Here is a 23,471-nt window from a genome sequence, read left to right as displayed (position 1 = left end):
TTAGGAAACTTCCACTATCATGTCTACTGTGTCATCAAAATCTCGCTCCTTTATCGCTTTACCATTGACGCTGGCGGTGTCGACTTTACTTATCAGTGCTTGTAGTAATACCTCAGCGGTAAAAAAGACGGGTGCGACCGGCAGCTCAGCTGTGGTTAACAAACGTCCCGCTACCCAAGTGACTAAACCAAGCACGGGCGCTGATTATTCAACGGCTTTTTTGGATGCTGAGAGCTTAGATGAGCTGGCAGATTTATTAGAAGCGACTGATATGACGATGGTTGAAGGTAATAAACTTGCTATTCAACAATATGGTGATTTGTGGAATCGCTTGCGCGCAGGCTACCGTATGAATGGTGGACGCCCTGTTTATAATCAGCGTATTGAAGCGCAAAAAGGTTGGTTTACCAGTCGCCAAGACTATCTAAACCGCTTGACCGCTCGTGCCAGTCGCTATCTTTACCATACCGTTCGAGAAGCTGAGCGCCGTAATATTCCAACCGAACTTGCGTTATTGCCAGTGATTGAGAGCTCCTACGATCCAAGTGGAACCAGTAGTGCCGCCGCCGCCGGTTTATGGCAGTTTATTCCAAGTACCGGACGCATTTATGGTCTAAATCAAAGTAGCACCTATGATGGTCGCCGTGACGTGATTGAATCAACGCGTGCTGCTTACGACTTTTTGACCGCGCTGCACAATCAATTTGGTAGTTGGGAGCTGGCACTAGCTGCTTATAACGCCGGTCCTGGTCGGGTGCAAAAAGCCATTGATGCCAATGCGGCGCGCGGTTTGCCAACCGATTACTGGTCGCTCAGACTACCGACTGAAACCATGAACTATGTACCGCGCTTTTTAGCGGTTGCCGAAATCGTTGCCAAGCCTGAGCAATATGGCGTTTATCTGCCTGCTATTGCTAACCGTCAGCATTTCCGTAGTGTACCGGTCAATTATGGTGTAAGCCTAGCGGAAGTGTCGCAAGTGACAGGGGTCAGTTACGATGAGTTAGAAAGGCTGAATACGGCGCTGACATCAGCGCGCGTCGACGCATCAGGGCCGCAGCGTATTATCATTCCAAACGATGTCAGCTTGACGACAGATGCTAAGCTTAGCTCGTTAAGAGGTAATGGTAGCAGTAACGTGATAGCTTCTAGTAATACGAGCACGAGTACAACGCCTAGCTATTCAGGCTCAACCACACCAAGCTACAACAATAAACCATACACCAGTAGTGGCTCGTTACCGACTACCGGCAGCGCCCTTGCAGAGTATGCTGCGAGCGCGAGCGTACCGCAGCAGACCACCAGTTATATTCCGCCGACGGCTTCACCGACCAGCAGCTCCGTTTACAGTAACAACAATACCGTCCGTACTGAGCCACCGCTGACGTCTGCTGAAACCAAAAAGATTAACGCTGAGCTAAAGAGCAGTAACAGCTTACCGACCACATCGGCGCAAATCACACAAAACAATACCATTATTCAAGAGCCGCCATTAAGTAAAGCGGAACGTGATTACATTGCCAATCAGATTCGTATTAGTACGCCTGAAACCAATGTCGTCAACGCCGATGGTAATATCAACCTATCAGCCGTTCAGACGCAGCAATCTATTTTAGAGGCAACTGGGCAAGAGAAGAAACTGAGCTTCCCGAAAAAATCGGCTAGCAAACCAAAACCACAAGGCACGCGTACTACCTATACGGTTAAGCGTGGTGATACCTTGGCGAATATCGCCAGCCGTGCTGGTGTTAGCTGGCGTGATATCGCTGAATGGAATCAGATAGATGCGAGTGCCAATCTGTTGGCTGGCAGTACTTTATACCTATACAACGCTAAATCTATCGAGCCATTAAGTAGTGCGAGCAATACTGCCGCAAGCCAGCCTGAAAGCTATATCGTTCAAGGTGGCGACACGCTAATCGGTACCGCCAATCGCTTTGGTTTGTCAGTGACTCAGCTCGCCACCTATAATAACTTGAGCAGTAGAGCAGACTTGCTACGCGGACAAAAACTGTGGTTGGTACCTGGTAAAGTCACTGCACCTGCTGCCACGCCTGCTGCGCCATCAACCAAACCTAGTAAATCTAGTACGGCTACCAAAAACTACAAAGTCAAGCCGGGCGATGGCTTGATTGCGCTATCTCGTCAATTTAATGTACCGACCACCACCTTGGCAAACTTAAATAATATGGGTACGACGGACTCACTATACGTCGGTCAAATCTTAAAAGTGCCTGCCAATGTAGACTTTACTGCCGCAAATACTAGCTCAAGTAGCGCTAGCAATCCTGTGAAAACCAGTGCTCCTACAAGTACAGTGGCAACGACCAACTATAAGGTCAAATCGGGCGATACTTTAATCGGTATTGCAAATAGTGTTGGTATCAGTCCTGAAGAGCTAGCAGCCGTTAACCCTAACTTTGATGCTAGGGCACGCTTACAACGTGGTCAGACAATCAAAGTGCCGGTTTCAAAAGATTTGGTCGATCGTCAACTTAATGACAAAGCGGTCAGCTATAAAGTGAAATCAGGCGATACGTTAACGGGCGTGGCGCAGCGCTATAATATCGGTTTAAGTGATTTGGCCGCCGCCAATAATTTGAAAACCAATTCTAATCTGATATTGGGTCGTACGATTACCATTCCTGCAAATGGTACGGTCAGTGTTACTAGTACGTCTAACAGTAATACTAGTAGCACCAGTAACAAGAGCACCAGCAGCGCCAGTGCAGAAACCGCAAGCAGTAGCGGCAAAAAACTTGGTAATACTGAGAGCTATAAAGTAAAAGCGGGCGATGGTCTTATTGCCTTAGCGCGTCAGTTTGGGATATCGGTAGAGGATTTGGCGGCGACCAATAATTTGGCGACCAACGCCCAGTTACAACGTGGGCAGACCATCAAAGTACCAAAAGCAACCGTCAGCTATACCGTAGGCTCGGGTGACAGTTTGATTGGCCTAGCACGTAAGTATGGTGTATCTACCAAAGAGCTCGCTGATATGAACAATATCGCTGTCGATACCATGCTGCAACGCGGTCAACGTTTAACCGTACCGAATCGCTAATGTAGAATGTAGTCGCATTTGACAAATTTTAAGCATTAAAAAAAGCTGCTCTAATTAAGAGCAGCTTTTTTGTTGGCATTATTTTGTTCAAGATTTAAGACTTTATTCAAGGTTTAGAGCCTTTAGCAAAATCATATTAAACCGTTTGGGTTTTAATGGTTTCAAGATAACTTCTAATATTACTCACATAATGCATGGCCTGACCATAACGGCTGTTTGACGCTCTGTTTTCTGACAAATAAGCATATATGTTTGCCCAGCTTTTATCATCGATGCCATTGGCGCTCAATTTACGCTGGATACCTTTTACAGCATTTGGACCCATATTATAAGCGGCAAGGGCAAACCAGATGCGATCGGTTTTTGGTACATCAGCGAAATCGGCTTTCATTTGCTCCAAATAACGAGCACCGCCACCAATACTTTGATACGGGTCAACGCGATCAGAGACGCCCATCGCCTTAGCGGTATTATTGGTCAGCATCATGATACCGCGCACGCCAGTCGGAGAGACGGCATTGGCATTTAAATGCGACTCTTGATAGCCCATGGCGACCAGTAGCTCCCAATCATGATTATAATTGCGCGCTTGCTCTTGAAACGATGACTGATAATCAGGTAACTTTTCTGTCAAGGTCTTTTTAAAATGGTCTTGGCTATAAGCGTCTTTTAATAAGTTCTGATTATAAAACGCCGCCAATTTTTGCGTGTGTTCAAGCTTAATACTATCACATAAAAAGTAACTGGCTTTTTGCGATAACGGATCGTTGGCGGAATTAAATGTCCAACTGACTTTAGGATGCAGCCCATTTTTAGTCAAGCTGGCATCATAGCCGCAGCTCACATTAACAGAGGCTAAGTCTAGCTGGCTTTTTAGCTGGGTGCTGGCGGTGGTCAAAGCCATATCGGCATCGCCTGATTTTAAAGCTCTGAGCGCTGCCTCTTCGCTAGCATAGGCTTTGAGATTGATGTTGACGCCAAGCCCATCTGCATAGCTACGCACTAAATCATAGCCAAAACCGTGCTGAAAGCCGTCGGTTGCAAAGTAGGTGCTGTCACCCGGTACAGCAGCAACCGTTAGAGTGTTTTCTAACATAACGTGCGCATAGGCAGGCACAGGCGCGTTCATCGTGGTCAAGCTCTCAGCCGGTAAAGAGAGCAGAGCGATGCTTGATACTTGTGCCAATTTCTTGGTTTTGGAAAATTTGGTTTTGGCGCAACCAGTCACTTTGATAGGTGCAACTGCTGGAACGAAGTTACTTTTGGTGTGCAGTAAGCGCTTAGATGGACGCAGTAAATAAGAAATACGGCGTTTGGCCCCTTGCGCAGATACTTTCACACGGTAAGTAATACGCTGCATGGATGTCTCCTGATTTTAGCCATCCTTCATACCATAAAAATGCTTAATCAATTTATGCGGCTTATATAGTTATAAAAAGCGTATGGCTATATAAGTGGCATAAACTGGCGTTACATTTTAGATCACATCAGCCTGATAAATAGCATAAGGTCGCTGTCATCTTGTTTACATATGGCGCTGCTAACATCAAATATATAACCGTTAGCACAACCGTCTTTTTATCATTTAACGCATAGGTAGCTACTTTTTAGAAGATAAAACACGCACTTCAAACATCATTCTAAAAAAAGACGCACCACAGCGCGAAGGGTATAAATCGGATGATTCCTTCATCGCTATAAAATGAGTTAGTGATTAAAAGACTGGCTATAAAACCATATGAAACATAGGTAAGGTCATGAATAAATTATTGAGACAAATATACAGCATAAGCGCCGTACAACTGCACTTAATCGTTGCTGCGTTTATATTAATCACGAGCTACTCTTTGAATCGTTTGTAGTAGAGGAGCTGGCTAATAATATGGTTTGCTCAGCGATAAAGATGAGTAATACCCCTTGTCTGCTAGCGAGTAAAAAAACACCATCAGAAAAATTTTGCTCTAATCTTATCGCGACACTAAAATAAAAATACTGTTTAAAAACCACTGTCTCATCAGCTAAATAAGGCAAAGAGAGTATTTAAATGATCACCGTTAAAAACCTTATTAATTTATTAAAAAATAGAGCTTTAATCGATGAAAAAAATTTTAGCGCCATAACCGGAAGCTATAAAAATGGGAAGTCTCATGACAAGAAATTCTTTCTTCAGGAACTAATATGCGGATATTCATTATATTATTCAAGTGGAGTTAATAAATTAGCGATAAAACTTAACAATAGCACTATAAACGGTAAAAAACGCCTTTGTTTTGGCTGACCCAGTGACAAAAAGGGCTATAAGAAAAGATTGCGCTTAAGCAGCATTTTCTGTATTTAATGAAAAACTCTAAAATTAGCGCTTAAAATAGTAAGAGAATAGTTGCAAGTAGATAAAACAGCCTAATCCTTAGGTATTAATGATTAGGCTGGGTTGTCAATATCAATAAAAGTCACGGGCAAGCCAAATTGCTCAGCCAGTAGTTCGCCCAACGCTTGAATACCGCCGCGCTCGGTCGCATGGTGACCGCAGGCAAAGTAATCAATGCCAAGCTCACGGGCGCTATGAGTGGTACGCTCTGATATTTCACCAGAAATATAAGCATCACAGCCCATCAATGCTGCTTGCTCAATCATATCTTGCGCGCCGCCCGTGCAGATACCCACGCGTTCAATCAATCTGCTGTCCGCTTGCGTAGGCTCAGCGTTGGTTGCGGCGTTATAGGTGGCGGGAATGTGTAATGGCACCCGACCTAAAGCAGCGGTAATCTGGGTAATAAGATTTTGAGCGCTTTGCGGCTGGCAGCTGGCAATATTGCCAACCGGATGCGACTCATGCGGATAAAGCGCACCGATGATATTCATATCGAGTAACTCAGCAAGTTTGGCATTATTGCCAATAATAGGATGGGCATCGAGTGGCAGGTGGTAGCCAATCAAAGAAATGCCATGCTGCATCAGTTTGCGAATACGTTGACCTTTCATGCCTGTGATGGTCTCAGGCTCGCCTTTCCAAAAATAGCCATGATGCACCACGATAGCATCGGCGTTATCAGCAATCGCGGCGTCAATCAACGCCTCACAGGCGGTGACACCGGTGACAATACGACCGATAGGTCGCCCGCCATCTACTTGCAAGCCATTTGGTGCATAGTCTTTAAAGGCTGCTGCTGATAAGTAGTCGTCACAAAAATCCGTCAAAGCTTGTGCGCTAATCGTCTTATTTGGCGTTTGGCTTGAAAACTGACTTGAGAACTGATTTGAAAGCTGGTTTAAGGTTTCGGTCGAGCTATTGTGTTCGGTCATGGTCTTTCCTTATAATTGTTGCCGTTACGGACGGTTCTTGATTGTTTGTTATTTACAAATTTCAAGCGTTCAATGTGGTAAGTATTGCCGCTAAATAAGCAAAATATCTGTTTATAATTAACTTTGCTCTAAGTCGTTAGGGTGTTTAATTGCGCCATTTTAGCATGGCGCTGTAAAAGAGTAGATGACGTGGATAACTGAAACGGTACACGATACGTTACTATTTATCGATGTTGCCAGTTATAATTTGCATACCTGAATCTATAGAATCCGTAGCGCTTATATTATTCAATCTTGTCTTAGGTATTACTAGGCATCATTGCCCAACGAGAAGCGTTTGCGTATAGTTATCATTCATTCACTGTTTTTACCAAACTGTTTTCACAAAACTATTTTTAAAATAGAGAGGTTTTTATATGTCGTCATCTCGGAATACCAATAACAATAACAAGGCCGGCGCGTTAACGTGGTTGCCTTGGGTTTTGTTGCTGATAGTGGTTGCAGCGTTTATTTGGTTGTTTACGAGTATGAAGACGGCATCAGAGCAAGCGTGGGAGCCGCCTAGAACCATGCCTGCCGAGCAGCAAGCATCAGCGCCAGCGTCCGATACACCTGCGCCGATTGCTTCTTATCATAATGGCGTTGCTCGCGCGTCACAATCTGTCGTCAATATCTATACCACGCAGACGATGGCCGAGCATCCTTATATGAACGATCCGGTATTGCGCCGATTTTTTGAGTTTCATGGTGGGCCGTCCCAAGAGCAGGGCAATACTAACTTGGGTTCTGGGGTCATTGTCTCAGAAGATGGTTATATCGTGACCAACGCTCATGTCCTTGAAAAAGCTGATGAAATTACGGTGGCCTTTAATGATGGGCGCAAGAGTCGTGCGAAATTGATTGGTACCGATCCAGACAGCGATTTGGCGGTGATTAAAGTTGATATGACCGATTTGACGCCCCTTGGTTTCCGTAAAGACCCTATCCGTGTTGGCGATGTGGCATTGGCGATTGGTAATCCATTCGGGGTTGGTCAGACGGTGACGCAAGGTATTATCTCGGCGACAGGGCGAACAGGACTGGGCGTTAATAAGTTTGAAGACTTTATCCAAACCGATGCGGCGATCAATCCGGGTAACTCAGGTGGCGCGCTGGTTGATGCTTACGGCGAGCTTATTGGTATTAATACCGCTATTTACTCGCGCTCTGGTGGTTCGATGGGTATTGGTTTTGCGATTCCTACTGCCATCGTTGAGCAAGTGATGAATGCGATTATTAAAGATGGAAAGGTTAGCCGTGGTTGGCTCGGTATCGAAATCCAATCGCAGCTGCGCGACCCAACCCAGCTTGAAACTTCAACAGGTGTCGAAGTATTTAATGTCGTGCCTAAAAGTCCAGCGGCTAAGAGTGGCTTACGCATTGGCGATATTATTTTGTCAATTGACGGTATTGAGATGACCGATGCCAATACCTTAATCCAGTATGTCGCTCGTAAAGCGCCAAATACCACGCTTAACGCTCAAGTCCTGCGCCAAGGCAAAAACAAGCAAGTAAAAATCCTGCTAGAAGAGCGTCCAGCGCAAGAACCAATGGCGCGCCCTGTTATCATTCACGATGAAACGCTAGGTGGTATGGGCGATCCTAGTCTACAAAATGATGGAGAAGAAGTGCCAATGATGTCAGAAGCGGAGCGTGACCGTATGCGCGAAGAGCTATTGCAGCTATTTGAAAGAGATGGCGCACCTTTATAACGCCATGATTTACATATAGTGCTTTACAGTTTAAGAGATAACAAAAAAGCGCGCTATCTTCAAAATAGCGCGCTTTTTTATTAGCATGTTTTTTTAATCATAACTCTATGAATTTGGCAGCTACTTTTCTATTAGCTCGTGATTGATATAAATGACGCCTTGCACGCGGCAGCAGCAGGGCAATATTTCGTCTTCTTCAATCATAGCAAGCGGCTCAAACGGATAATCAATAACGTGTGAGCTGGCGATGCGCTTGATGCGGCAACTGCCACAATAGCCTTCCTTACACTGATAATTGATATCGTGTCCGGTGCGTAGCAATCCATCGAGCAGACTTTCGTCATCATGCAAGTAGAATTGCTTCTTACTCGTCATTACCCAAGTCATAATTCAACCTTATCTTAATTTTCCCATCGCATGTAAAGTTGTCTTTAATGGTACTTTTTAATCATAAAATCTTACTAAAACGATAGCGGCCTAACCTTAAAATAGTAAGATTAAGCCATGACAATAATGTGTGTAAAGTTAAACGTTTAAAGTTCAAAATCGTCAAAGTCGCTATTGGATAAATCTGAATCAATTTGACCGACCAGGTACGAGCTGATTTCCGTTTCTTGCGGCGCAACTTGCACGTTATCAGACGACAACCAAGTATTAATCCATGGAATAGGGTTTGATTTTGAGTTCGGGAACGCGACTGGCAAGCCAACCGCTTCCATTCGTAAATTGGTGATATATTCGATATATTGGCAAAGGATATCTTTATTTAAGCCGATCATTGAGCCGTCTTTAAACAGATAACCCGCCCATTCTTTTTCTTGCTGCGCCGCTTTGGTAAAGATTTCTATGCTTTCTGCATAGCATTCATTGGCAATCTCAACCATTTCTGGATCGTCACGACCATTACGCATCAAGTTTAGGATATGTTGCGTCCCAGTTAAATGCAGCGCCTCATCACGGGCGATTAATTTAATAATCTTAGCGTTACCTTCCATTAGCTTGCGCTCAGCAAAGGCAAACGAGCAAGCAAATGACACATAAAAACGAATGGCTTCTAGGACGTTAACCGCCATCAAGCATAAATACAGCTGCTTTTTCAGCGATTTTAAGCTAACGGTCACTTCTTTGCCATTGACGGTATGTGTGCCTGCGCCATACATATTGTAAAGCTGTGAGTCGTAGTACAAATCATCGTAATACTTGGCGATATCAGAGGCGCGTTCTAAGATGTGCTCATTTTGCATGATGTCATCGAAGACCACGCCGGGATCATTGACGATATTACGAATGATATGGGTATAGCTGCGCGAGTGAATGGTCTCAGAAAACGTCCAAGTCTCAATCCACGTCTCAAGCTCAGGAATTGACACCAGCGGTAATAGCACCACGTTTGGACTACGACCTTGGATAGAGTCGAGTAGGGTCTGATATTTTAGATTACTGATAAAGATGTGCTGCTCATGCGACGACAGGTTGCCATAATCGATACGGTCTTTTGAAACGTCGACTTCTTCTGGACGCCAAAAGAATGACAGCTGCTTTTCAATCAACTGCTCAAAGATAGGGTGTTTTTGTTGGTCATAACGCGCCACGTTGACCGGCTGACCAAAAAACATCGGCTCTGTTAGCGCATTGTTTGGCGTTTGAGAAAAAATCGAGTAAGTCATAGTTCCACCTTTATAAGTGCTACAGTTGTGAATCAAAAGTTTTAAAATGCCGTCTGAAAATACGGGCAAAACGGCGTTATAGGTTCTCTAAAGATATTTGCGTTGGTTCTTGTCCATCATTCATATACGCTTTAAAAATCTCGCTAAGCTCACTGTCATCCAATCCTTCTAGCTCATCGATAGCGCTTTTACGCAGCGTACTTAATTCTACCTCTGCGGCTTTCTGAACTTCTTTTTTTGTCTGCTTTTTAACGGGTTTTTTTGCTGGTCTTGGCGCGTCCATCTTTGTTACTTCGTTGGTATTTAATTGCTGACGAACTTCCTCGATATCGACTGCTACTTGCACGATATGCGAGTTACCATCATTTAGGTCGGAAAATACATTAGGGATAAATAAACCACCGTCTTTGATGATTGCGGTATATTGCACGTCTATGACCTCCGTCATTTTTATTCTTTCTGTGTTTTAATTATGGCTGGCGAGTCGCAAGCGCCTCATATACTTTATTGTTCTCTCTTTTGCCTACGGCTAATACATAAACCACGACGACATCATCTTTGACGATATATACCAAACGATAGCCGATGGTGCGTAGTTTGATTTTATAGGCGTCTGTATGTCCTGAGAGTTTTGACGCAGGCACACGCGGATTTGCTAATCGCTGCTGTAATTTTTTCTTAAACTGCTGCTGAATACTGGGCGCTAACTTTTTCCATTCTTTTAACGCCAAAGGATGAAATTCAAGATTATAAGTCATCCAAACTTACCTTTATAGGTGTTTGGCCGTCATTCATCCTTGCGCTGACAGTTTGGCTTAGTGCCATATCGTCCATCGCTTCCATCATGCGTTCAAACATATCTGTGGAAACTAAATAAGCCACAGGTTTATTGTGGTTCAAAATAGCAATGGATTCACCATCCGACTGTTTAATCAGTGCCGAAGGGTTGGTCTTAAGCTCTGAGATACTGGCTGTCTGTGTCGCAAATATCGATTGCATGATTTATTCTCCGCTAAAATTATGGCTCTAAATATAGGGCTAATTTTAGCACGAAAATTAGGTCTGATTTGTTATCATATTAAATTTAAATACAAGCGGTAGCCAATCCCGCCTACCGCTTGTATCTGCTTTGCCGCTGGTGTGCAGTCTATCGTGTCTGACCGCATTCCTGTTGTCTCGATACTACGTTCAGCCACAGACTGCATCGCCATCGTCGTCAGCAGGATACCGCTATAGTCAGGGCTAAAAGACCTTGTTCGAGTGTCGTTCATATTCTTAGTAAAATTATTATTTGGGCGTAATTCTTAGGGTGCTTTTTAAGCATCATTTGTCTATAATTTTCATATCATGGTGCGCGGGGCGCACCCTACGGATTAATTCAACCATACGCTATAAAGTTTCGCGTAGGCTGGGTTAAAAACCCAGCCTACAACAACTGCTACGATTCAAAAGTAGGTTTGGGTCTAAGGATGAGACTCAACGTAATTAACGGTCATTTATTTTCCTATCAAATAAACCTTAAAGTTCTTGATCAATTTCTTCGCCGATTACATTAAGATAAGCTTGCAAATCAATAGCTGGAATGGTTCCTATCGCTTGCTGAAGATAGCGAGTTAATTGCATAAAAAAAGTAATTAATGAATTTTCAGCTTTACTAAAATTCACATCATCAAACTGTCTAGACTCATAATAATCACTTATGCGCTTAGAGAAATCATCTTCTTTGATATCTTCTTCACCGTTATAATCAATATAGAAACTGCCATAGTCCACAATACATCCTAAGTCTATTCCCTTTAACCCATCTAGTTTTTCAAGATGTTTCTTAATAGTATTGTTGCTCTTATGACTATAGGTATTTGTAGTAGCTAAAAATCCACCTAGTATTTTAGTCAATGGTCTAGGTGGAATTTTTTTACCAGAGTTGATCATCGAAGTAGATTTTCGAGTTAATTGTCTAACGCTCTCTATTTTTTTACCTGCGTACTTTATATAACTATCTGAGTCAACATTACCTCTTATATCAGGCTTAACCTCAAAAATAGCATAAACACCTTCGGCAGGAACATAATGGAAACCATTTTGGGTGAAAATAAACGGAGTAAAATAATTATCATAAATAACTACATCAATTTGATGGCTTGTGTTTCCTAGAGAGTCGATGATAATTGCTTTATCTACGCTGTAACGGTTAGGCAGGTAACTTCTTAACCATTCAATCCATGCATTTTCTAAAGAGTCACCTTTTGAACCAGGATGATGTATGAAAGCTCTATTAGTACTTAGTTGAGCAGACATTTGCTGTTGCATGCTTGCAAACAACTCTGGTAGTTCAATCTTCTTCATATAGCTCTAACCTATTGTTATTGAGAATAAAAAAATTAAAATCTCTCAAGCTATCGCTAGTAATACTTAAAATAAGTAAGATAGGATTGTTAATTTTCACGTCTTTCTCATGATAAATGCTAATCATTGCACTTAAATCTGTTGGGCTATACCATGCTTCACCATCTGGATGAGTATGCCACTCACCGACATAGTAAAATCCTTTGTTTATAAATAATTTTTCAAACTCGGATTTCAGATAGTTAGATTCTCTAGTAAACTCAATTCGACTACTCTTAAAAATCTCTGCTGTAATTGATTGTTCAATATACAAGGTTTTAAAATCATCAGAATATTTACCAATAAGAAAGCCACCATACTCCTTAGGGTAGTGCACACAGCTTGATTGATAAATACTTTCTAACAAGCTATCTTCGACTACTAATTTTAAATTTTTGTAGTATTTGATAATAGTCAAAACTTACTCACTTTCAAAGACTCATAGTTATCATCATAATTGATAACAAAGCTATTTAGCTGTTCGTTACTGATCATAATATTGATATGTTTTAAAGCAAACTGTATAAGTGTAGAGATGTCATTGTAAGAAGCTCTAAAAGTTGGACTCCAACAACCTATAGGATTATATAAATTTTCAATATCATTTTCTAAAATATTGTCAAACTGATGTCTAACAAACTTATAAGTATTTGGTGATACACCACAAACGAGTGATTCGGCATGATTAGTAATAGATAAGTTGATAATAGTCGCTGTAATATTAAGATTGTCTAAAATATACATCAAGTCATCATCAGTAGAACAGTCAAATACGTAGTCATAATTGGACAACTCTTCTTCAATAACATCTTTCAATATTTTACCGTAAGATTCAGATTTCAGCTGTTCTGTGATCAGGCTTTTACCTGTACTAATATTAACAAAGGGTGAGATGCTATAAAGTAATATAGATAGTTCGTCTACCTTGTTAATAAAACCATAATTAAATTCGTACTCTGAACGACAAATATTCTCAGGTTTTTTAATATCGTAATCAACTATTGAGATATTTTTACATCCACAACGTACTAAAGTTTTAGCAACATTGCTTCCAACAGCGCCTACACCAATAATTAGTATCTTAGAGGTAGTTAAAGTTCTATCAAACGCACCTCTACCAAAAAAGTAAGAGTAAGATGAGTTATTTGTTAATGCCCAGTTAATATCTTTATCTTTTAAACTATAAATAACTTTACCGTTTATATCTATAATGCCTTCAAAGATATTGTCATCAATATTTATTAAAGCTACTTGCCAATGTATATTACTATCTTTCGTATTAAAACCTACGAATAGAGGTATTGGTAACTTAAGATTGTGTATGCTTCTTAAACTAATAACATATCTAGATAAATACTGTAAAAAATCTTGGCTGATTAAACCTTCAAAACTTTTCCAATTGTTAAAAGAAAATCGCTCACTAATAGCTGGAGAATCTTTAATAAAGACGTATAGTCCTTGTTCACTCTGACTAGAATCCATGTAGTAAGAGTTCCAGCCACAATTTTTAATTGCAAGGCTTGAGGAGTCAGTAAAACTTTGAACTAGATAATTACTTATATGACTTTGATAGTATGGAGAGCTAATTAATGGCTTGAGAGAAACCGTCCCAAACTCTCCCTTTTTGAAGCTTTCTTTTACATCCGTAAACTGATAAGAGTAATGGCTACCTTCGAAAGCATCGTTATTGACGATTAGATGCTCATAATGACTATCTTTTTCCTCTTTAACTATATATTTAGTAATCCAGCTTTTAATTGCATCGAAATCCTGTATTAACTTCTGTCTGAAATCAATACAATGTTGGTTATGGAAACATACTGAGCCATCACTCATTACATGACTGTATTCAATTAGATCAAGATTATTAAAGCTTATGGTTTCAGAACCACTAAATTTAAATGGATATTGAGAATTGATTGTCACTTCAAAAGTTATTTCTTCATTAAGACCCTCAAAGTCAAAAGCTATATTGAAACTTACGAGATTGTTATTAAAGTTAAAATCTCGTAAGTTAGATACGTAGCTTATGCTACCAATAGTATCTAGTAGCTCTTCTTTAGAGAATTTCATATCTAACCAAAACGCTGTGTAGATGAAGGCGTAGAAACTGGGCTAGCTCCAGCAACACCATAGCTCAAACTATTATTGTTAGATTCTTCAGAAAACTCCTCGTTTTTCTCAAAATAGTATTCAATTTGTTTTTCGTTGTTTCCAATGTTAGTTAGCATCAACTCAAAATCACTTCTTAGCGAGTTTTTTTGATATGGTTCTAACGTATTTATTAAATCATTAGCGCCATTGCCTGGATCAGGAAGCTTGAATGTATCGTTCTCAATATTGTCTACGACATATTGGAGAACAGCTTTAAATTGCTCCCATAAATTACCCGTAGGCGAGGTATAGCCATAAGCTTTAATAACCAAAAGTTCAAAGAAGAACGACTTGTACTTCTTAGAATGCTGGAACTTCCAAATCTTTAGTAGTCTAATAATTTTTCGTTCATTTTCTTTTCCGCTTATATGATCAATTTGTTTTTTAATATTTGTTTTCAAATATCCAGTCTCTGATGGATCTAAAGAGTTAATATGCAAGTTTAGGTTCCTTGTTTCGATATAGCCATCCACTCGTGTTTCTCGAGCAGGTACAATATCTATTTCAATATCATCTTCTTCAAAAGCTAGCCCAATAGAAACACCTTGCTTTCGAACAGTAGTTCTATCATTAAACTTATCATTTAACTTTTCATAAATATCGTTGAACATATCTTCTAGTGTATTGAAGCTTTTATATTTGAAAGGTACAACTGCGTCCAAGTCAAATTTTGTATTAACAGCAGTGTGCTTACTATAAGATCCTGAATCAAAAGGACTATAAATTTTGCTACCATATTCACTATTCAAAAAATCCTTAATTTCGTTACGTCTATCTCTATACTTATCGAAAACATCTTTAATGTGCTTCATTTTATGTGTTTCAAGTACTTCTTGTAGGTAGTTACTTTTATAGTCAGCCATTAGCTTAGTCCTTTAAGTAATATTTATAAATTCATCTGAACAAAGTAGTAAAGAGCAGCGAGCTTAGCCCAAAAGCCAAACCCGCCGTCCATCAAACCTAAATCTTACAAGCCCCACCAGCACAATCATCTTCCATATCCGCTTGTGCGTCGTTGGCACCATCACGGGTGTTATGGTAATACAACGTCTTCACACCCAGCTTATACGCGTTGAGCAAATCCTTAAGCAATATCTTCATTGGAACACGACCACCTTCATAACGCACCGGATCGTAGTTGGTATTGGCAGAGATGCTTTGATCGACGAATTTTTGCATGATAGCGACCAGCTTTAGGTAACCGTCATTATTCGGCATCTGCCATAGTAGCTCGTACTGATCTTTTAGGGTAGCAATCTCAGGCACGACTTGCTTTAAGATGCCATCTTTTGACGCTTTGATAGACACCAGACCGCGCGGTGGCTCGATACCGTTGGTGGCGTTGGCAATCTGGCTAGAGGTCTCAGACGGCATCAATGCCGTTAGGGTAGAGTTGCGTAGACCGTGAGTGGTAATCTCGCTACGTAGCGTTTCCCAATCGAGATGTAGCGGCTCTTGGCAGATTTGATCTAAGTCTTTCTTATAAGTATCAATCGGCAAGATACCTTGTGAGTAGGTCGTCTCGTTAAAAGCAGGGCAGGCGCCTTGCTCTTTTGCCAATTTGTTAGAGGCTTTTAAGAGATAAAATTGCAACGCTTCAAAGGTTTGATGCGTTAGACCATGCGCGCTGCCGTCTGAATAGCGGACGCCATTTTTCGCTAAGTAATACGCATAGTTAATCACGCCGACGCCCAAGGTACGGCGACGCATACTGCCGTTTTCAGCGGCTTTGACTGGATAGTCTTGATAGTCGAGCAGGGCATCAAGCGCACGGACGATTAATTCTGCTGGCTCTTCGATGTCGCTGACGTTTTCAACTTTGCCTAAGTTGACCGCTGATAGCGTACAAAGGGCAATCTCACCGGTTTCGTCATTAATATTATCAAGTGGCTTAGTCGGTAGGGCGATTTCCATACAGAGGTTTGACTGGCGAATCGGTGCAACCGTCGCGTCAAACGGGCTATGCGTGTTGCAATGGTCGACGTTTTGGATATAGATACGACCGGTGCTGGCGCGCTCTTGCATCATTAGACTAAACAATTCCGTTGCTGGAATTTGACGGCTACGGATATTAGGGTCGTTTTCATACTTGGTATATAGTTCTTCAAAGGTGTCTTGATCTTCAAAGAAGGCATCATACAAGCCTGGAACATCAGACGGTGAAAACAGCGAGATATCTTGACCTTTAATCAAACGGGTATACATGGTTTTATTTAACTGGACGCCGTAATCCATATGACGGACACGGTTGTCTTCAACGCCGCGGTTGTTTTTTAGCACCAATAATGACTCAACTTCCAAATGCCATAATGGGTAAAACAACGTCGCCGCTCCACCACGCACGCCGCCTTGTGAGCAGCATTTAACCGCTGTCTGAAACAGTTTGTAAAATGGAATACAGCCAGTATGCTGTGCTTCGCCGCCACGGATAGGGCTACCAAGGGCGCGGATACGACCAGCGTTGATGCCGATTCCAGCGCGCTGCGAGACATAACGGACGATGGCACTGGTGGTGGCGTTGATAGAGTCTAGGCTATCACCGCATTCGATTAGGACGCACGAGCTAAACTGGCGCGACGGCGTGCGCACACCTGACATGATAGGCGTTGGTAGCGAGATTTTAAATTGTGATGTCGCATCATAAAAGCGTTTGACATAGCTTAAGCGCTCGCTCTTTTCATAGTTGGCAAACAAACACATGCCAACGAGCATATATAAGAACTGCGGACTTTCGTAAACGGTCTTGGTCACGCGGTCTTGGACGAGGTATTTACCCGCCATTTGCTCAACGGCAGCATAAGCCAAATTCATATCGCGCCAGTGGTCGAGGTATGCTTCTAATTCATCAAATTCTGCGCGGCTATAGTCGGCTAAGATATGTTCGTCGTATTTACCAGCATCGGTCAACGTTTTGACATGGTCATACAGATGCGGCGGGGTGAATTTATTATAAGCAATTTTACGTAAATGGAAGATTGCCAAGCGCGCGGCTAAATACTGATAGTCAGGTGTGGTTTCAGAAATAAGGTCAGCGGCTGACTTGATGATGGTTTCGTGAATATCACGCGTTCTGATGCCGTCATAAAACTGAATATGCGACTTTAGCTCAACTTGCGATACCGAAACATTATCTAAATCATGAGCTGCCCACTCGATAACCTTGTGAATCTTGTCTAAATCAATGGGCTCTAAACGTCCATCACGTTTGGTTACTTTGATATTATCGATATGTGTCATGCTGACCTCGTAAGTTGATTGCTAGGTAGTTATTTATAATGTTGCTTTATAGGCTGCTGCGCGGTTAAATCTGGCAGACATGCTTTGTCACGCTATCTTTTACGCTATCTGTTTTAAGACAAGACGTCCTGTCATGGCAGGTGTTTTTTTAGGCAAAACGATGCCGCGGCTCATAGTGACGGTTTAAATCACTGAGCACTACATATAGCGTATTTGTTAGTAGGTGGACACAATATAGCGGGAAAATTTTGAAAATGCTATATTGATTTTAAGGGCAAACTATGTTGATGCGAGGGTAAAGCGTGTCCAAATTTTGGCAAAGGACGATGGGATAAGGGTTAGACGCCGATAAGAAAAATAATAAAAGTTTTGTAAAAAATGGCGCGGATTTACTTTTTATTGTTGGCTAAATTTATAAGTGCCAATTGTCTAAATAGCAGTTATATTTCGGGTGGAGATTGTACCGCAGACAATAAAAAATCGCCACCCATATGAGTGACGATTCGGATGAAAAACGGGCTAGATTTTATAAAATTAGCAAAACTACCGTTAAACCACCATACGTACGGTTCTTGCATTATCAAGCGCCGCATAAAGCGTGTTCACTTGCTCAACGGTGGTTAAGTATAAATTGGCACGTACCGAATGGAAGCGTCCTGTTTTTGATGGTTTGACTTCCATAGAGGCCAAATCAAACTCAGGGAATTGGCTACCCAAGATAAGCTTCACTTCATTAAGCAAGCTTTCGTGCTCACCTTCATGACCGATGATGCTCATTGGGTAGTTCATTGGGAACTCCCACAGCTCAGGGTTTTGCACGTCGGTTTTTTTACCTTTTAAGATACCGTCATTGGCGACCAATTCTGTCACTTTAACTTCTCTTTTTGGCGTCTGACTAGCATTGTTGCCTTGGTTTTCGGTATTTGAACTGCCAGTGCTTGTATTGCCGGTGTTTTTTGGATCATCAGTCATGATGTGGTCCTTATCTTTGTGAAAATATGAGCTTATGGGTTATGTCGATAAGCGCTTTATGCACCATTTATAAGGGCGTTCGGCGTATTATTCAAGTGTCAGCCAACGATAACGCACATTAAAACCGTTATTTTTTATAACCACAAATTGCCACGTAGTCGCCGCGATCATAGCCTTCGATGACCTCTTGGACTTTGTCATTGGCATACATAGGATGGGTCAATAAAGTTTGCGCATATTCAAAGTCGACGAAACCATTGGCTTGCATTAAGGCGATTTTTTCATCAGAGGTACGCCAGTTAGCTGACTTCACCAGCTCGATAGGATAAGGATCAGCAGGCGAGATGTGCGCAAGTAGTGGATGCTCCCACGTATCTACCGCGCTGGCAAGGTTATATAAGCTGGCAAAGCCACTTTCTTTTGGCACATCAATCAGGATAAGTTTGCCGCCCGTTTTTAGAGCGCCAAAGGCTTTTTTTATACAGGCATCTAAATCGCTGATATAGCTGACGCTGCCGTTAAACATGATGATGTCAAACTTATTGGGCTCAATCTCGCAGGTTTCGGCAGGGCTGATATCTACTTGTAAGCCGCGCTTTTCAGCGACTTCAGCCATGTCTTTTGAAGGCTCGATACCATATTTGATATGAATGTCATAGTCTTTTGCCAGTAGAGACTCAAACAGTCCGCTACCACAGCCGACAGACAATATCTCGCTGTCTTTATCCAAGAAATGAGCAACCAGTTTTAGTTCGCTGGTCAGTAGATTTTGATTGTCAAAAAACCAACTGTCATACGCGCTTGCGTGTTCATCGAATGCTGCCATGATGTTTCTCCTTGTGGATCGTTATTATTGATCATTGTTTTTGATTCTAGAGGGCTTTTTTAGAACCAAGTCAGATTGTTTATAAATTAAGACAAATCTAACGCCTGCTGCCAAAAATTGACTTCCATTCGAGATGCGGTGTTAAATAAGCGTTGAAATTTGTCTGCTTGAGTAGCGCTAGCGTCTGTCAGCAGCTTATTAATATGCGCTTCATTTTGTGCAGTAATGGTTTGGAATTCATCACTGGCAAAGACATCTATCCATGGTTGATAAGGATTGCCCGCGACAAAGCCTTGTTCTTTAATACGTTTACCAATTTCCCCATAACCCATCAAGCAAGGTGCAATTGCAGCATAGAGCTCAGCTAGCGAGCCTGACATTGCCACATCTAAGATATAACGGCTGTAGGCAATGGTGGCTGGCGATTCAGGAGCGTTTTCAACTTCCTCAAGCGCGATTCCCCACTGCTGACAAAAGTCTAAATACATGCCAATTTCTAAATCAAGCATGGCGTTGATACCGGCTTGACCGACGCGCATTTGTGCCAGCGTGTCGCTCTTATATACGCTCAGCGCCATCACGCGGGTATAGTGAATTAAGTATAAATAGTCTTGCACAAGGTAATGGCGAAAGCTGTCAGGGGCGAGCGTTCCTGCTGCCAGTTGATTGACAAAATCATGTCCAATATAAGCATCCCAAGTCGGACAGTTATTGCGTAGTGTTTGGTAATCCATAGTTTTCACTTACTGTTATAAAGTGCAGTAAGCAAATGGCAGAAAAAAAGAGATAATAAGGCACAATAAATTTGCCAGTCTAGGTTAAATAGATTGGCAAAACATAAAGTAATTGTGACTTGTATATCGACACGCTTGTTTCCTACGTCAGTGCTAACTGCATCAGGTTCGCGGGACTCTCTCAGCCATGATTTTGATGGTAATTAAATCATCAAAAATCAAAGCACCCCGACAAGGTTCTTATGATTAAAATGTTGGTCTTTATGGTTATAAGACAACCGAGCGTTCCTATGATAGGCGAGATCAGTCATCATTAGCAAGTGATGCTCAAATAACCATTAATAAAATTGTTTTACATTTAAAAAGCTATTTTTTATTAAGCTGCGCAATAGCTGTATGATAGAGCATTAGCATGGCTTTAAAACGGCGCTCATATAACCCTTCTGCATACAGCAACTCCACACTTAAGCTATCGATAATGCCTAGATAAGCATCGGTATAAAGCGCCAGTTGCGCAGAGTCGAGCTCATAAGGCTTCAGAGCCAGCTGTATTTGCTCAGTCAACACCTTTATATAGACATTAAAAGTCGCCGCGCTGGTATTAGTCAAATGCACAGGTGCGGCATAGGCCATGCGAATTAAAAACCGTAGGGTAATTACGCTTTTATAACGTACTTCAAACGCTCGGCAATACGCTTCACCGGGAGCAGGAAATTCACCAGTCGTCGCAAAGCATGATTCAATAAATGCACATTCTGACTCAAGCGCATCTTGTAGTAATTCTAAGTATACTGCTGCTGATAGCAATTTTTCTTGCTTGCTTGCTNNTGCTGTGCCTGCGCAGACAGAGGCTATAAAAAATTGATATCAGCAATAACGCAGCGTTTTTAGGATATTTTGATTAGATAAGTTAATAGCATAAGCTAATAGCTATTAAATAACCGCCATCAAATAACAGGCACAAAAAAGCTGAGACATGCTCAGCTTTTTTGATGTAATTTTAAGAAATTTTTAGACAATGAATTTTGTCTAGATAAATTAGTCATTTTCTAAGAACGAGCGCAGATGCTCAGAACGTGAAGGATGACGCAATTTACGTAGCGCTTTTGCTTCGATCTGACGGATACGCTCACGCGTGACATCAAACTGCTTACCGACTTCCTCTAACGTGTGATCGGTTGGCATATCGATACCAAAGCGCATTTTAAGGACGCGCGCTTCACGCTCAGTCAGATTGCTCAAGACATCACGCGTGGCCTCTTGTAGACCAGCCGCCGTCGCATCGTCAACTGGGCTTGAAATTGTACCATCTTCGATAAAATCACCTAGGTGCGAATCTTCATCATCACCGATTGGCGTTTCCATTGAGATAGGCTCTTTGGCAATTTTGAGCACTTTGCGGACTTTGACTTCGTCCATCTCTAAGCGTTCGCCCAATTCCTCAGGTGTAGGCTCACGTCCCATTTCTTGTAGCAACTGACGAGAGACACGGTTTATCTTATTAATAGTCTCAATCATATGCACAGGGATACGAATGGTGCGCGCTTGGTCAGCGATAGAGCGGGTGATTGCCTGACGAATCCACCATGTCGCATAAGTTGAGAACTTATAACCACGGCGATATTCAAATTTATCGACCGCTTTCATCAGACCGATATTACCTTCTTGGATTAAGTCCAAGAATTGCAGACCACGGTTGGTATATTTTTTAGCGATAGAGATAACAAGACGTAAGTTAGCTTCGACCATTTCTTTTTTGGCGCGGCGTGCTTTAGCTTCACCGACAGCCATACGGCGTGCGACGTCTTTCATATCGTGGATTTTCATATCGAGCTGCTGCTCGTAGTCACGAATGCGGCGCTGCAATAAAATCACATCGTCGGCGACTTTTTCTAGCGTACCGGCAAACGCAGGCTTACCTTTAATACGTTCAATCAGCCAATCGACGTTGGTTTCATTGCTTGGGAATGTCTTACGGAACTCGTCACGCGGCATACGGCCACGGCGAATTACCAAACGCATGATTTGACGCTCATGCTTACGCACATCATCATAGACATCATGCATGATTGCCATGACTTGGTCTGACAAGCGATTATTGAGTTTGAGCATCATAAAGCGCTCAGCAAGTAGGGCGTAAGCCGCTTCAGCTTCTACGCTACCACGGCCATAATCAAGCAAGGCTTGCTTGGCTTTTATAAATAGATGTTCAATTTCTTCTAAACGCAGACGAACTTCTTCTGGGTCGATACCGCCGGTTTCTTCTTCGGCTTCTTCTTCAACCTCTTCTTCGTCTTCATCATCATCGTCAAGCGCCAATTTGGCATTGGCTTTTGCTTTGATGACAGGCGGATTTTCTTTTTCTTCTTTGATACGCTCGCGCTCTTCTTTAGCAGCATCTTTGGCTTCTTGTGCGGCGATTTTATCTTCTTCGGTTTCAGGGTCTAAAAATCCTGTGATAACGTCAGACAGTTTTTTCTCGCCATCTTGTACTTTTTCGTACTCATCAAGGACAAACTGTACCGTACCCGGCCAGTAGGCCATGGCATGTTGCACATCACGAATACCTTCTTCGATACGCTTAGCAATGGCAATCTCGCCTTCACGGGTTAAGAGGTCAACCGTACCCATTTCACGCATATACATACGTACAGGGTCAGTGGTACGACCAGGCTCAGTCTCGACCGAAGCCAAAACTGCTGCTGCCTCATCGGCTGCCATGTCATCATCGCTTGAATCATCGTTCATCAAGATGTCATCGGCGTCGGGCGCAGATTCAAAAATTTTAATGCCAACGTCCGTTAGCATTTGCACGATATCTTCAATCTGATCACTTTCAGTAATAGAGTCGGGCAGTTGGTCATTCACCTCAGCATAGGTCAAATACCCTTGCTCTTTACCCATTTGGATTAAGGTGGCCAGTTGAGATGTGGACTTAGAAACTGACTTATCGTTCATAAATACTCGCTTGCTTGTATCGGACATTTTTATATTGTGACTCGCTATCGCTTACGGGGTGCGTTGATATAATCAATCGATTCATCAAAATATGGCGTAAAGGTTGTCAATAATAACAAAAATGAGTGGATATGAATAAAGGCTCAAAATACTACAATTACAATACTAAAAAACCGCTAAAAACTGTTCCTGCATAAATACGTCAAAACACGCTTACCTAAAAAATACCGTTACTTAAACTTGCTTAAAATGGCGGTTTAAAATCTAAAAGCATTTAAAATGAATAGTCTAAAAAACGCTTTAAAAGTTGTTCGCTAAAATTGCGCTTGCACCAAAAATACTACTCAATAATATGGGCGTATTGTCATCTATTAAATCGGGCTAGAAATATACAGCGACACAGTTTAACACAGACCAGCC

Annotated in this window: 21 protein-coding genes; 3 read left to right on the top strand and 18 right to left on the bottom strand. The window is 42.0% G+C overall.

Going from position 1 to position 23,471, the window contains the following annotated elements:
- Positions 1 to 19 precede the first annotated feature (19 nt).
- The gene (locus B3R91_RS11845) at positions 20 to 3,064 is read left to right on the top strand and encodes a LysM peptidoglycan-binding domain-containing protein (RefSeq protein WP_286797771.1); all 3,045 of its coding nucleotides are present in this window, start codon (positions 20 to 22) and stop codon (positions 3,062 to 3,064) included.
- A 136-nt stretch (positions 3,065 to 3,200) separates the two neighbouring features.
- On the opposite strand, the gene B3R91_RS11840 is transcribed toward B3R91_RS11845, so the two are convergent.
- Positions 3,201 to 4,424 carry a transglycosylase SLT domain-containing protein gene (locus tag B3R91_RS11840; protein ID WP_286797770.1) on the bottom strand — a complete coding sequence of 408 codons (1,224 nt, stop codon included), beginning with the start codon at positions 4,422 to 4,424 and terminating at the stop codon, positions 3,201 to 3,203.
- Positions 4,425 to 5,108: 684 nt separating this feature from the next.
- On the opposite strand from B3R91_RS11840, the gene B3R91_RS11835 reads away from it, so the two are divergent.
- Entirely contained in the window at positions 5,109 to 5,342 is a 234-nt protein-coding gene (locus tag B3R91_RS11835) for a hypothetical protein (RefSeq protein ID WP_286797769.1), read from the top strand.
- Between the two features lie 143 nt (positions 5,343 to 5,485).
- Here the strand turns inward: B3R91_RS11835 and B3R91_RS11830 are convergent, their stop codons facing one another.
- Positions 5,486 to 6,367: a Nif3-like dinuclear metal center hexameric protein gene (locus B3R91_RS11830; protein ID WP_286797768.1), complete on the bottom strand. Its 882-nt coding sequence runs from the start codon at positions 6,365 to 6,367 to the stop codon at positions 5,486 to 5,488.
- A gap of 416 nt (positions 6,368 to 6,783) precedes the next feature.
- Between B3R91_RS11830 and B3R91_RS11825 the strand changes: the two genes are divergently transcribed.
- Entirely contained in the window at positions 6,784 to 8,118 is a 1,335-nt protein-coding gene (locus B3R91_RS11825; RefSeq protein ID WP_286797767.1) for a S1C family serine protease, read from the top strand.
- Between the two features lie 120 nt (positions 8,119 to 8,238).
- Here the strand turns inward: B3R91_RS11825 and yfaE are convergent, their stop codons facing one another.
- From yfaE to rpoD, 16 genes are all read right to left on the bottom strand, one after another.
- The gene (gene yfaE, locus B3R91_RS11820; RefSeq protein ID WP_068408173.1) at positions 8,239 to 8,505 is read right to left on the bottom strand and encodes a class I ribonucleotide reductase maintenance protein YfaE; all 267 of its coding nucleotides are present in this window, start codon (positions 8,503 to 8,505) and stop codon (positions 8,239 to 8,241) included.
- Positions 8,506 to 8,651: 146 nt separating this feature from the next.
- Entirely contained in the window at positions 8,652 to 9,785 is a 1,134-nt protein-coding gene (nrdB, locus tag B3R91_RS11815) for a class Ia ribonucleoside-diphosphate reductase subunit beta (RefSeq protein ID WP_144296877.1), read from the bottom strand.
- A gap of 76 nt (positions 9,786 to 9,861) precedes the next feature.
- Positions 9,862 to 10,233: a hypothetical protein gene (locus tag B3R91_RS11810; protein WP_286797766.1), complete on the bottom strand. Its 372-nt coding sequence runs from the start codon at positions 10,231 to 10,233 to the stop codon at positions 9,862 to 9,864.
- A gap of 22 nt (positions 10,234 to 10,255) precedes the next feature.
- Positions 10,256 to 10,543 carry a type II toxin-antitoxin system RelE family toxin gene (locus B3R91_RS11805; RefSeq protein ID WP_068408169.1) on the bottom strand — a complete coding sequence of 96 codons (288 nt, stop codon included), beginning with the start codon at positions 10,541 to 10,543 and terminating at the stop codon, positions 10,256 to 10,258.
- On the bottom strand, positions 10,533 to 10,784 hold the full coding sequence (locus B3R91_RS11800) for a type II toxin-antitoxin system Phd/YefM family antitoxin (RefSeq protein WP_286797765.1): 252 nt from the start codon (positions 10,782 to 10,784) through the stop codon (positions 10,533 to 10,535). The genes B3R91_RS11805 and B3R91_RS11800 overlap by 11 nt, the downstream gene beginning before the upstream one ends.
- Before the next feature lie 74 nt (positions 10,785 to 10,858).
- Positions 10,859 to 11,056, bottom strand: a complete 198-nt coding sequence (locus B3R91_RS11795) for a hypothetical protein (protein WP_286797764.1) — start codon at positions 11,054 to 11,056, stop codon at positions 10,859 to 10,861.
- 247 nt (positions 11,057 to 11,303) lie between these two features.
- Positions 11,304 to 12,131, bottom strand: coding sequence for a DUF6602 domain-containing protein (locus tag B3R91_RS11790; RefSeq protein WP_286797763.1), 828 nt, complete (start codon positions 12,129 to 12,131; stop codon positions 11,304 to 11,306).
- The gene (locus tag B3R91_RS11785) at positions 12,118 to 12,588 is read right to left on the bottom strand and encodes a Mov34/MPN/PAD-1 family protein (RefSeq protein ID WP_286797762.1); all 471 of its coding nucleotides are present in this window, start codon (positions 12,586 to 12,588) and stop codon (positions 12,118 to 12,120) included. The genes B3R91_RS11790 and B3R91_RS11785 overlap by 14 nt, the downstream gene beginning before the upstream one ends.
- Positions 12,585 to 14,243, bottom strand: a complete 1,659-nt coding sequence (locus tag B3R91_RS11780) for a ThiF family adenylyltransferase (RefSeq protein ID WP_286797761.1) — start codon at positions 14,241 to 14,243, stop codon at positions 12,585 to 12,587. The genes B3R91_RS11785 and B3R91_RS11780 overlap by 4 nt, the downstream gene beginning before the upstream one ends.
- Before the next feature lie 2 nt (positions 14,244 to 14,245).
- A complete protein-coding gene (locus B3R91_RS11775; protein WP_286797760.1) occupies positions 14,246 to 15,187 on the bottom strand; it encodes a nucleotidyltransferase domain-containing protein in 942 nt (313 codons plus the stop codon).
- 97 nt (positions 15,188 to 15,284) lie between these two features.
- Complete coding sequence (gene nrdA, locus B3R91_RS11770) at positions 15,285 to 17,561, bottom strand: class 1a ribonucleoside-diphosphate reductase subunit alpha (RefSeq protein WP_286797759.1); 2,277 nt, start codon at positions 17,559 to 17,561, stop codon at positions 15,285 to 15,287.
- 549 nt (positions 17,562 to 18,110) lie between these two features.
- Positions 18,111 to 18,431 carry a YbeD family protein gene (locus tag B3R91_RS11765; protein WP_414707571.1) on the bottom strand — a complete coding sequence of 107 codons (321 nt, stop codon included), beginning with the start codon at positions 18,429 to 18,431 and terminating at the stop codon, positions 18,111 to 18,113.
- 229 nt (positions 18,432 to 18,660) lie between these two features.
- Complete coding sequence (locus B3R91_RS11760) at positions 18,661 to 19,359, bottom strand: class I SAM-dependent DNA methyltransferase (RefSeq protein ID WP_286797758.1); 699 nt, start codon at positions 19,357 to 19,359, stop codon at positions 18,661 to 18,663.
- Positions 19,360 to 19,445: 86 nt separating this feature from the next.
- A complete protein-coding gene (gene tenA, locus B3R91_RS11755) occupies positions 19,446 to 20,093 on the bottom strand; it encodes a thiaminase II (RefSeq protein WP_286797757.1) in 648 nt (215 codons plus the stop codon).
- A 366-nt stretch (positions 20,094 to 20,459) separates the two neighbouring features.
- Positions 20,460 to 20,900 (bottom strand): hypothetical protein, encoded by a 441-nt coding sequence (locus B3R91_RS11750; RefSeq protein WP_286797756.1) that lies wholly within the window; start codon positions 20,898 to 20,900, stop codon positions 20,460 to 20,462.
- A 231-nt stretch (positions 20,901 to 21,131) separates the two neighbouring features.
- Positions 21,132 to 23,051, bottom strand: a complete 1,920-nt coding sequence (gene rpoD / locus B3R91_RS11745; RefSeq protein WP_144296886.1) for an RNA polymerase sigma factor RpoD — start codon at positions 23,049 to 23,051, stop codon at positions 21,132 to 21,134.
- Between the last annotated feature and the right edge of the window lie 420 nt (positions 23,052 to 23,471).

This window comes from Psychrobacter sp. UBA6291 (genome assembly GCF_002439405.1).
In the GTDB taxonomy this organism is placed as follows: domain Bacteria; phylum Pseudomonadota; class Gammaproteobacteria; order Pseudomonadales; family Moraxellaceae; genus Psychrobacter; species Psychrobacter faecalis.
Note: the sequence above shows the minus strand (reverse complement) of the source record. Positions and strands in the feature narration are given on the sequence as shown.

Coding starts and splice junctions, on each gene's coding strand:
- B3R91_RS11760 (WP_286797758.1), bottom strand. CDS start 19,359: ATGGCAGCATTCGATGAACACGCAAGCGCGTATGACAGTTGGTTTTTT.
- nrdB (WP_144296877.1), bottom strand. CDS start 9,785: ATGACTTACTCGATTTTTTCTCAAACGCCAAACAATGCGCTAACAGAG.
- B3R91_RS11795 (WP_286797764.1), bottom strand. CDS start 11,056: ATGAACGACACTCGAACAAGGTCTTTTAGCCCTGACTATAGCGGTATC.
- B3R91_RS11790 (WP_286797763.1), bottom strand. CDS start 12,131: ATGAAGAAGATTGAACTACCAGAGTTGTTTGCAAGCATGCAACAGCAA.
- tenA (WP_286797757.1), bottom strand. CDS start 20,093: ATGGATTACCAAACACTACGCAATAACTGTCCGACTTGGGATGCTTAT.
- B3R91_RS11830 (WP_286797768.1), bottom strand. CDS start 6,367: ATGACCGAACACAATAGCTCGACCGAAACCTTAAACCAGCTTTCAAAT.
- B3R91_RS11825 (WP_286797767.1), top strand. CDS start 6,784: ATGTCGTCATCTCGGAATACCAATAACAATAACAAGGCCGGCGCGTTA.
- nrdA (WP_286797759.1), bottom strand. CDS start 17,561: ATGACACATATCGATAATATCAAAGTAACCAAACGTGATGGACGTTTA.
- B3R91_RS11835 (WP_286797769.1), top strand. CDS start 5,109: ATGATCACCGTTAAAAACCTTATTAATTTATTAAAAAATAGAGCTTTA.
- B3R91_RS11800 (WP_286797765.1), bottom strand. CDS start 10,784: ATGCAATCGATATTTGCGACACAGACAGCCAGTATCTCAGAGCTTAAG.
- B3R91_RS11810 (WP_286797766.1), bottom strand. CDS start 10,233: ATGACGGAGGTCATAGACGTGCAATATACCGCAATCATCAAAGACGGT.
- B3R91_RS11775 (WP_286797760.1), bottom strand. CDS start 15,187: ATGGCTGACTATAAAAGTAACTACCTACAAGAAGTACTTGAAACACAT.
- yfaE (WP_068408173.1), bottom strand. CDS start 8,505: ATGACTTGGGTAATGACGAGTAAGAAGCAATTCTACTTGCATGATGAC.
- B3R91_RS11845 (WP_286797771.1), top strand. CDS start 20: ATGTCTACTGTGTCATCAAAATCTCGCTCCTTTATCGCTTTACCATTG.
- B3R91_RS11780 (WP_286797761.1), bottom strand. CDS start 14,243: ATGAAATTCTCTAAAGAAGAGCTACTAGATACTATTGGTAGCATAAGC.
- B3R91_RS11805 (WP_068408169.1), bottom strand. CDS start 10,543: ATGACTTATAATCTTGAATTTCATCCTTTGGCGTTAAAAGAATGGAAA.
- B3R91_RS11840 (WP_286797770.1), bottom strand. CDS start 4,424: ATGCAGCGTATTACTTACCGTGTGAAAGTATCTGCGCAAGGGGCCAAA.
- rpoD (WP_144296886.1), bottom strand. CDS start 23,051: ATGAACGATAAGTCAGTTTCTAAGTCCACATCTCAACTGGCCACCTTA.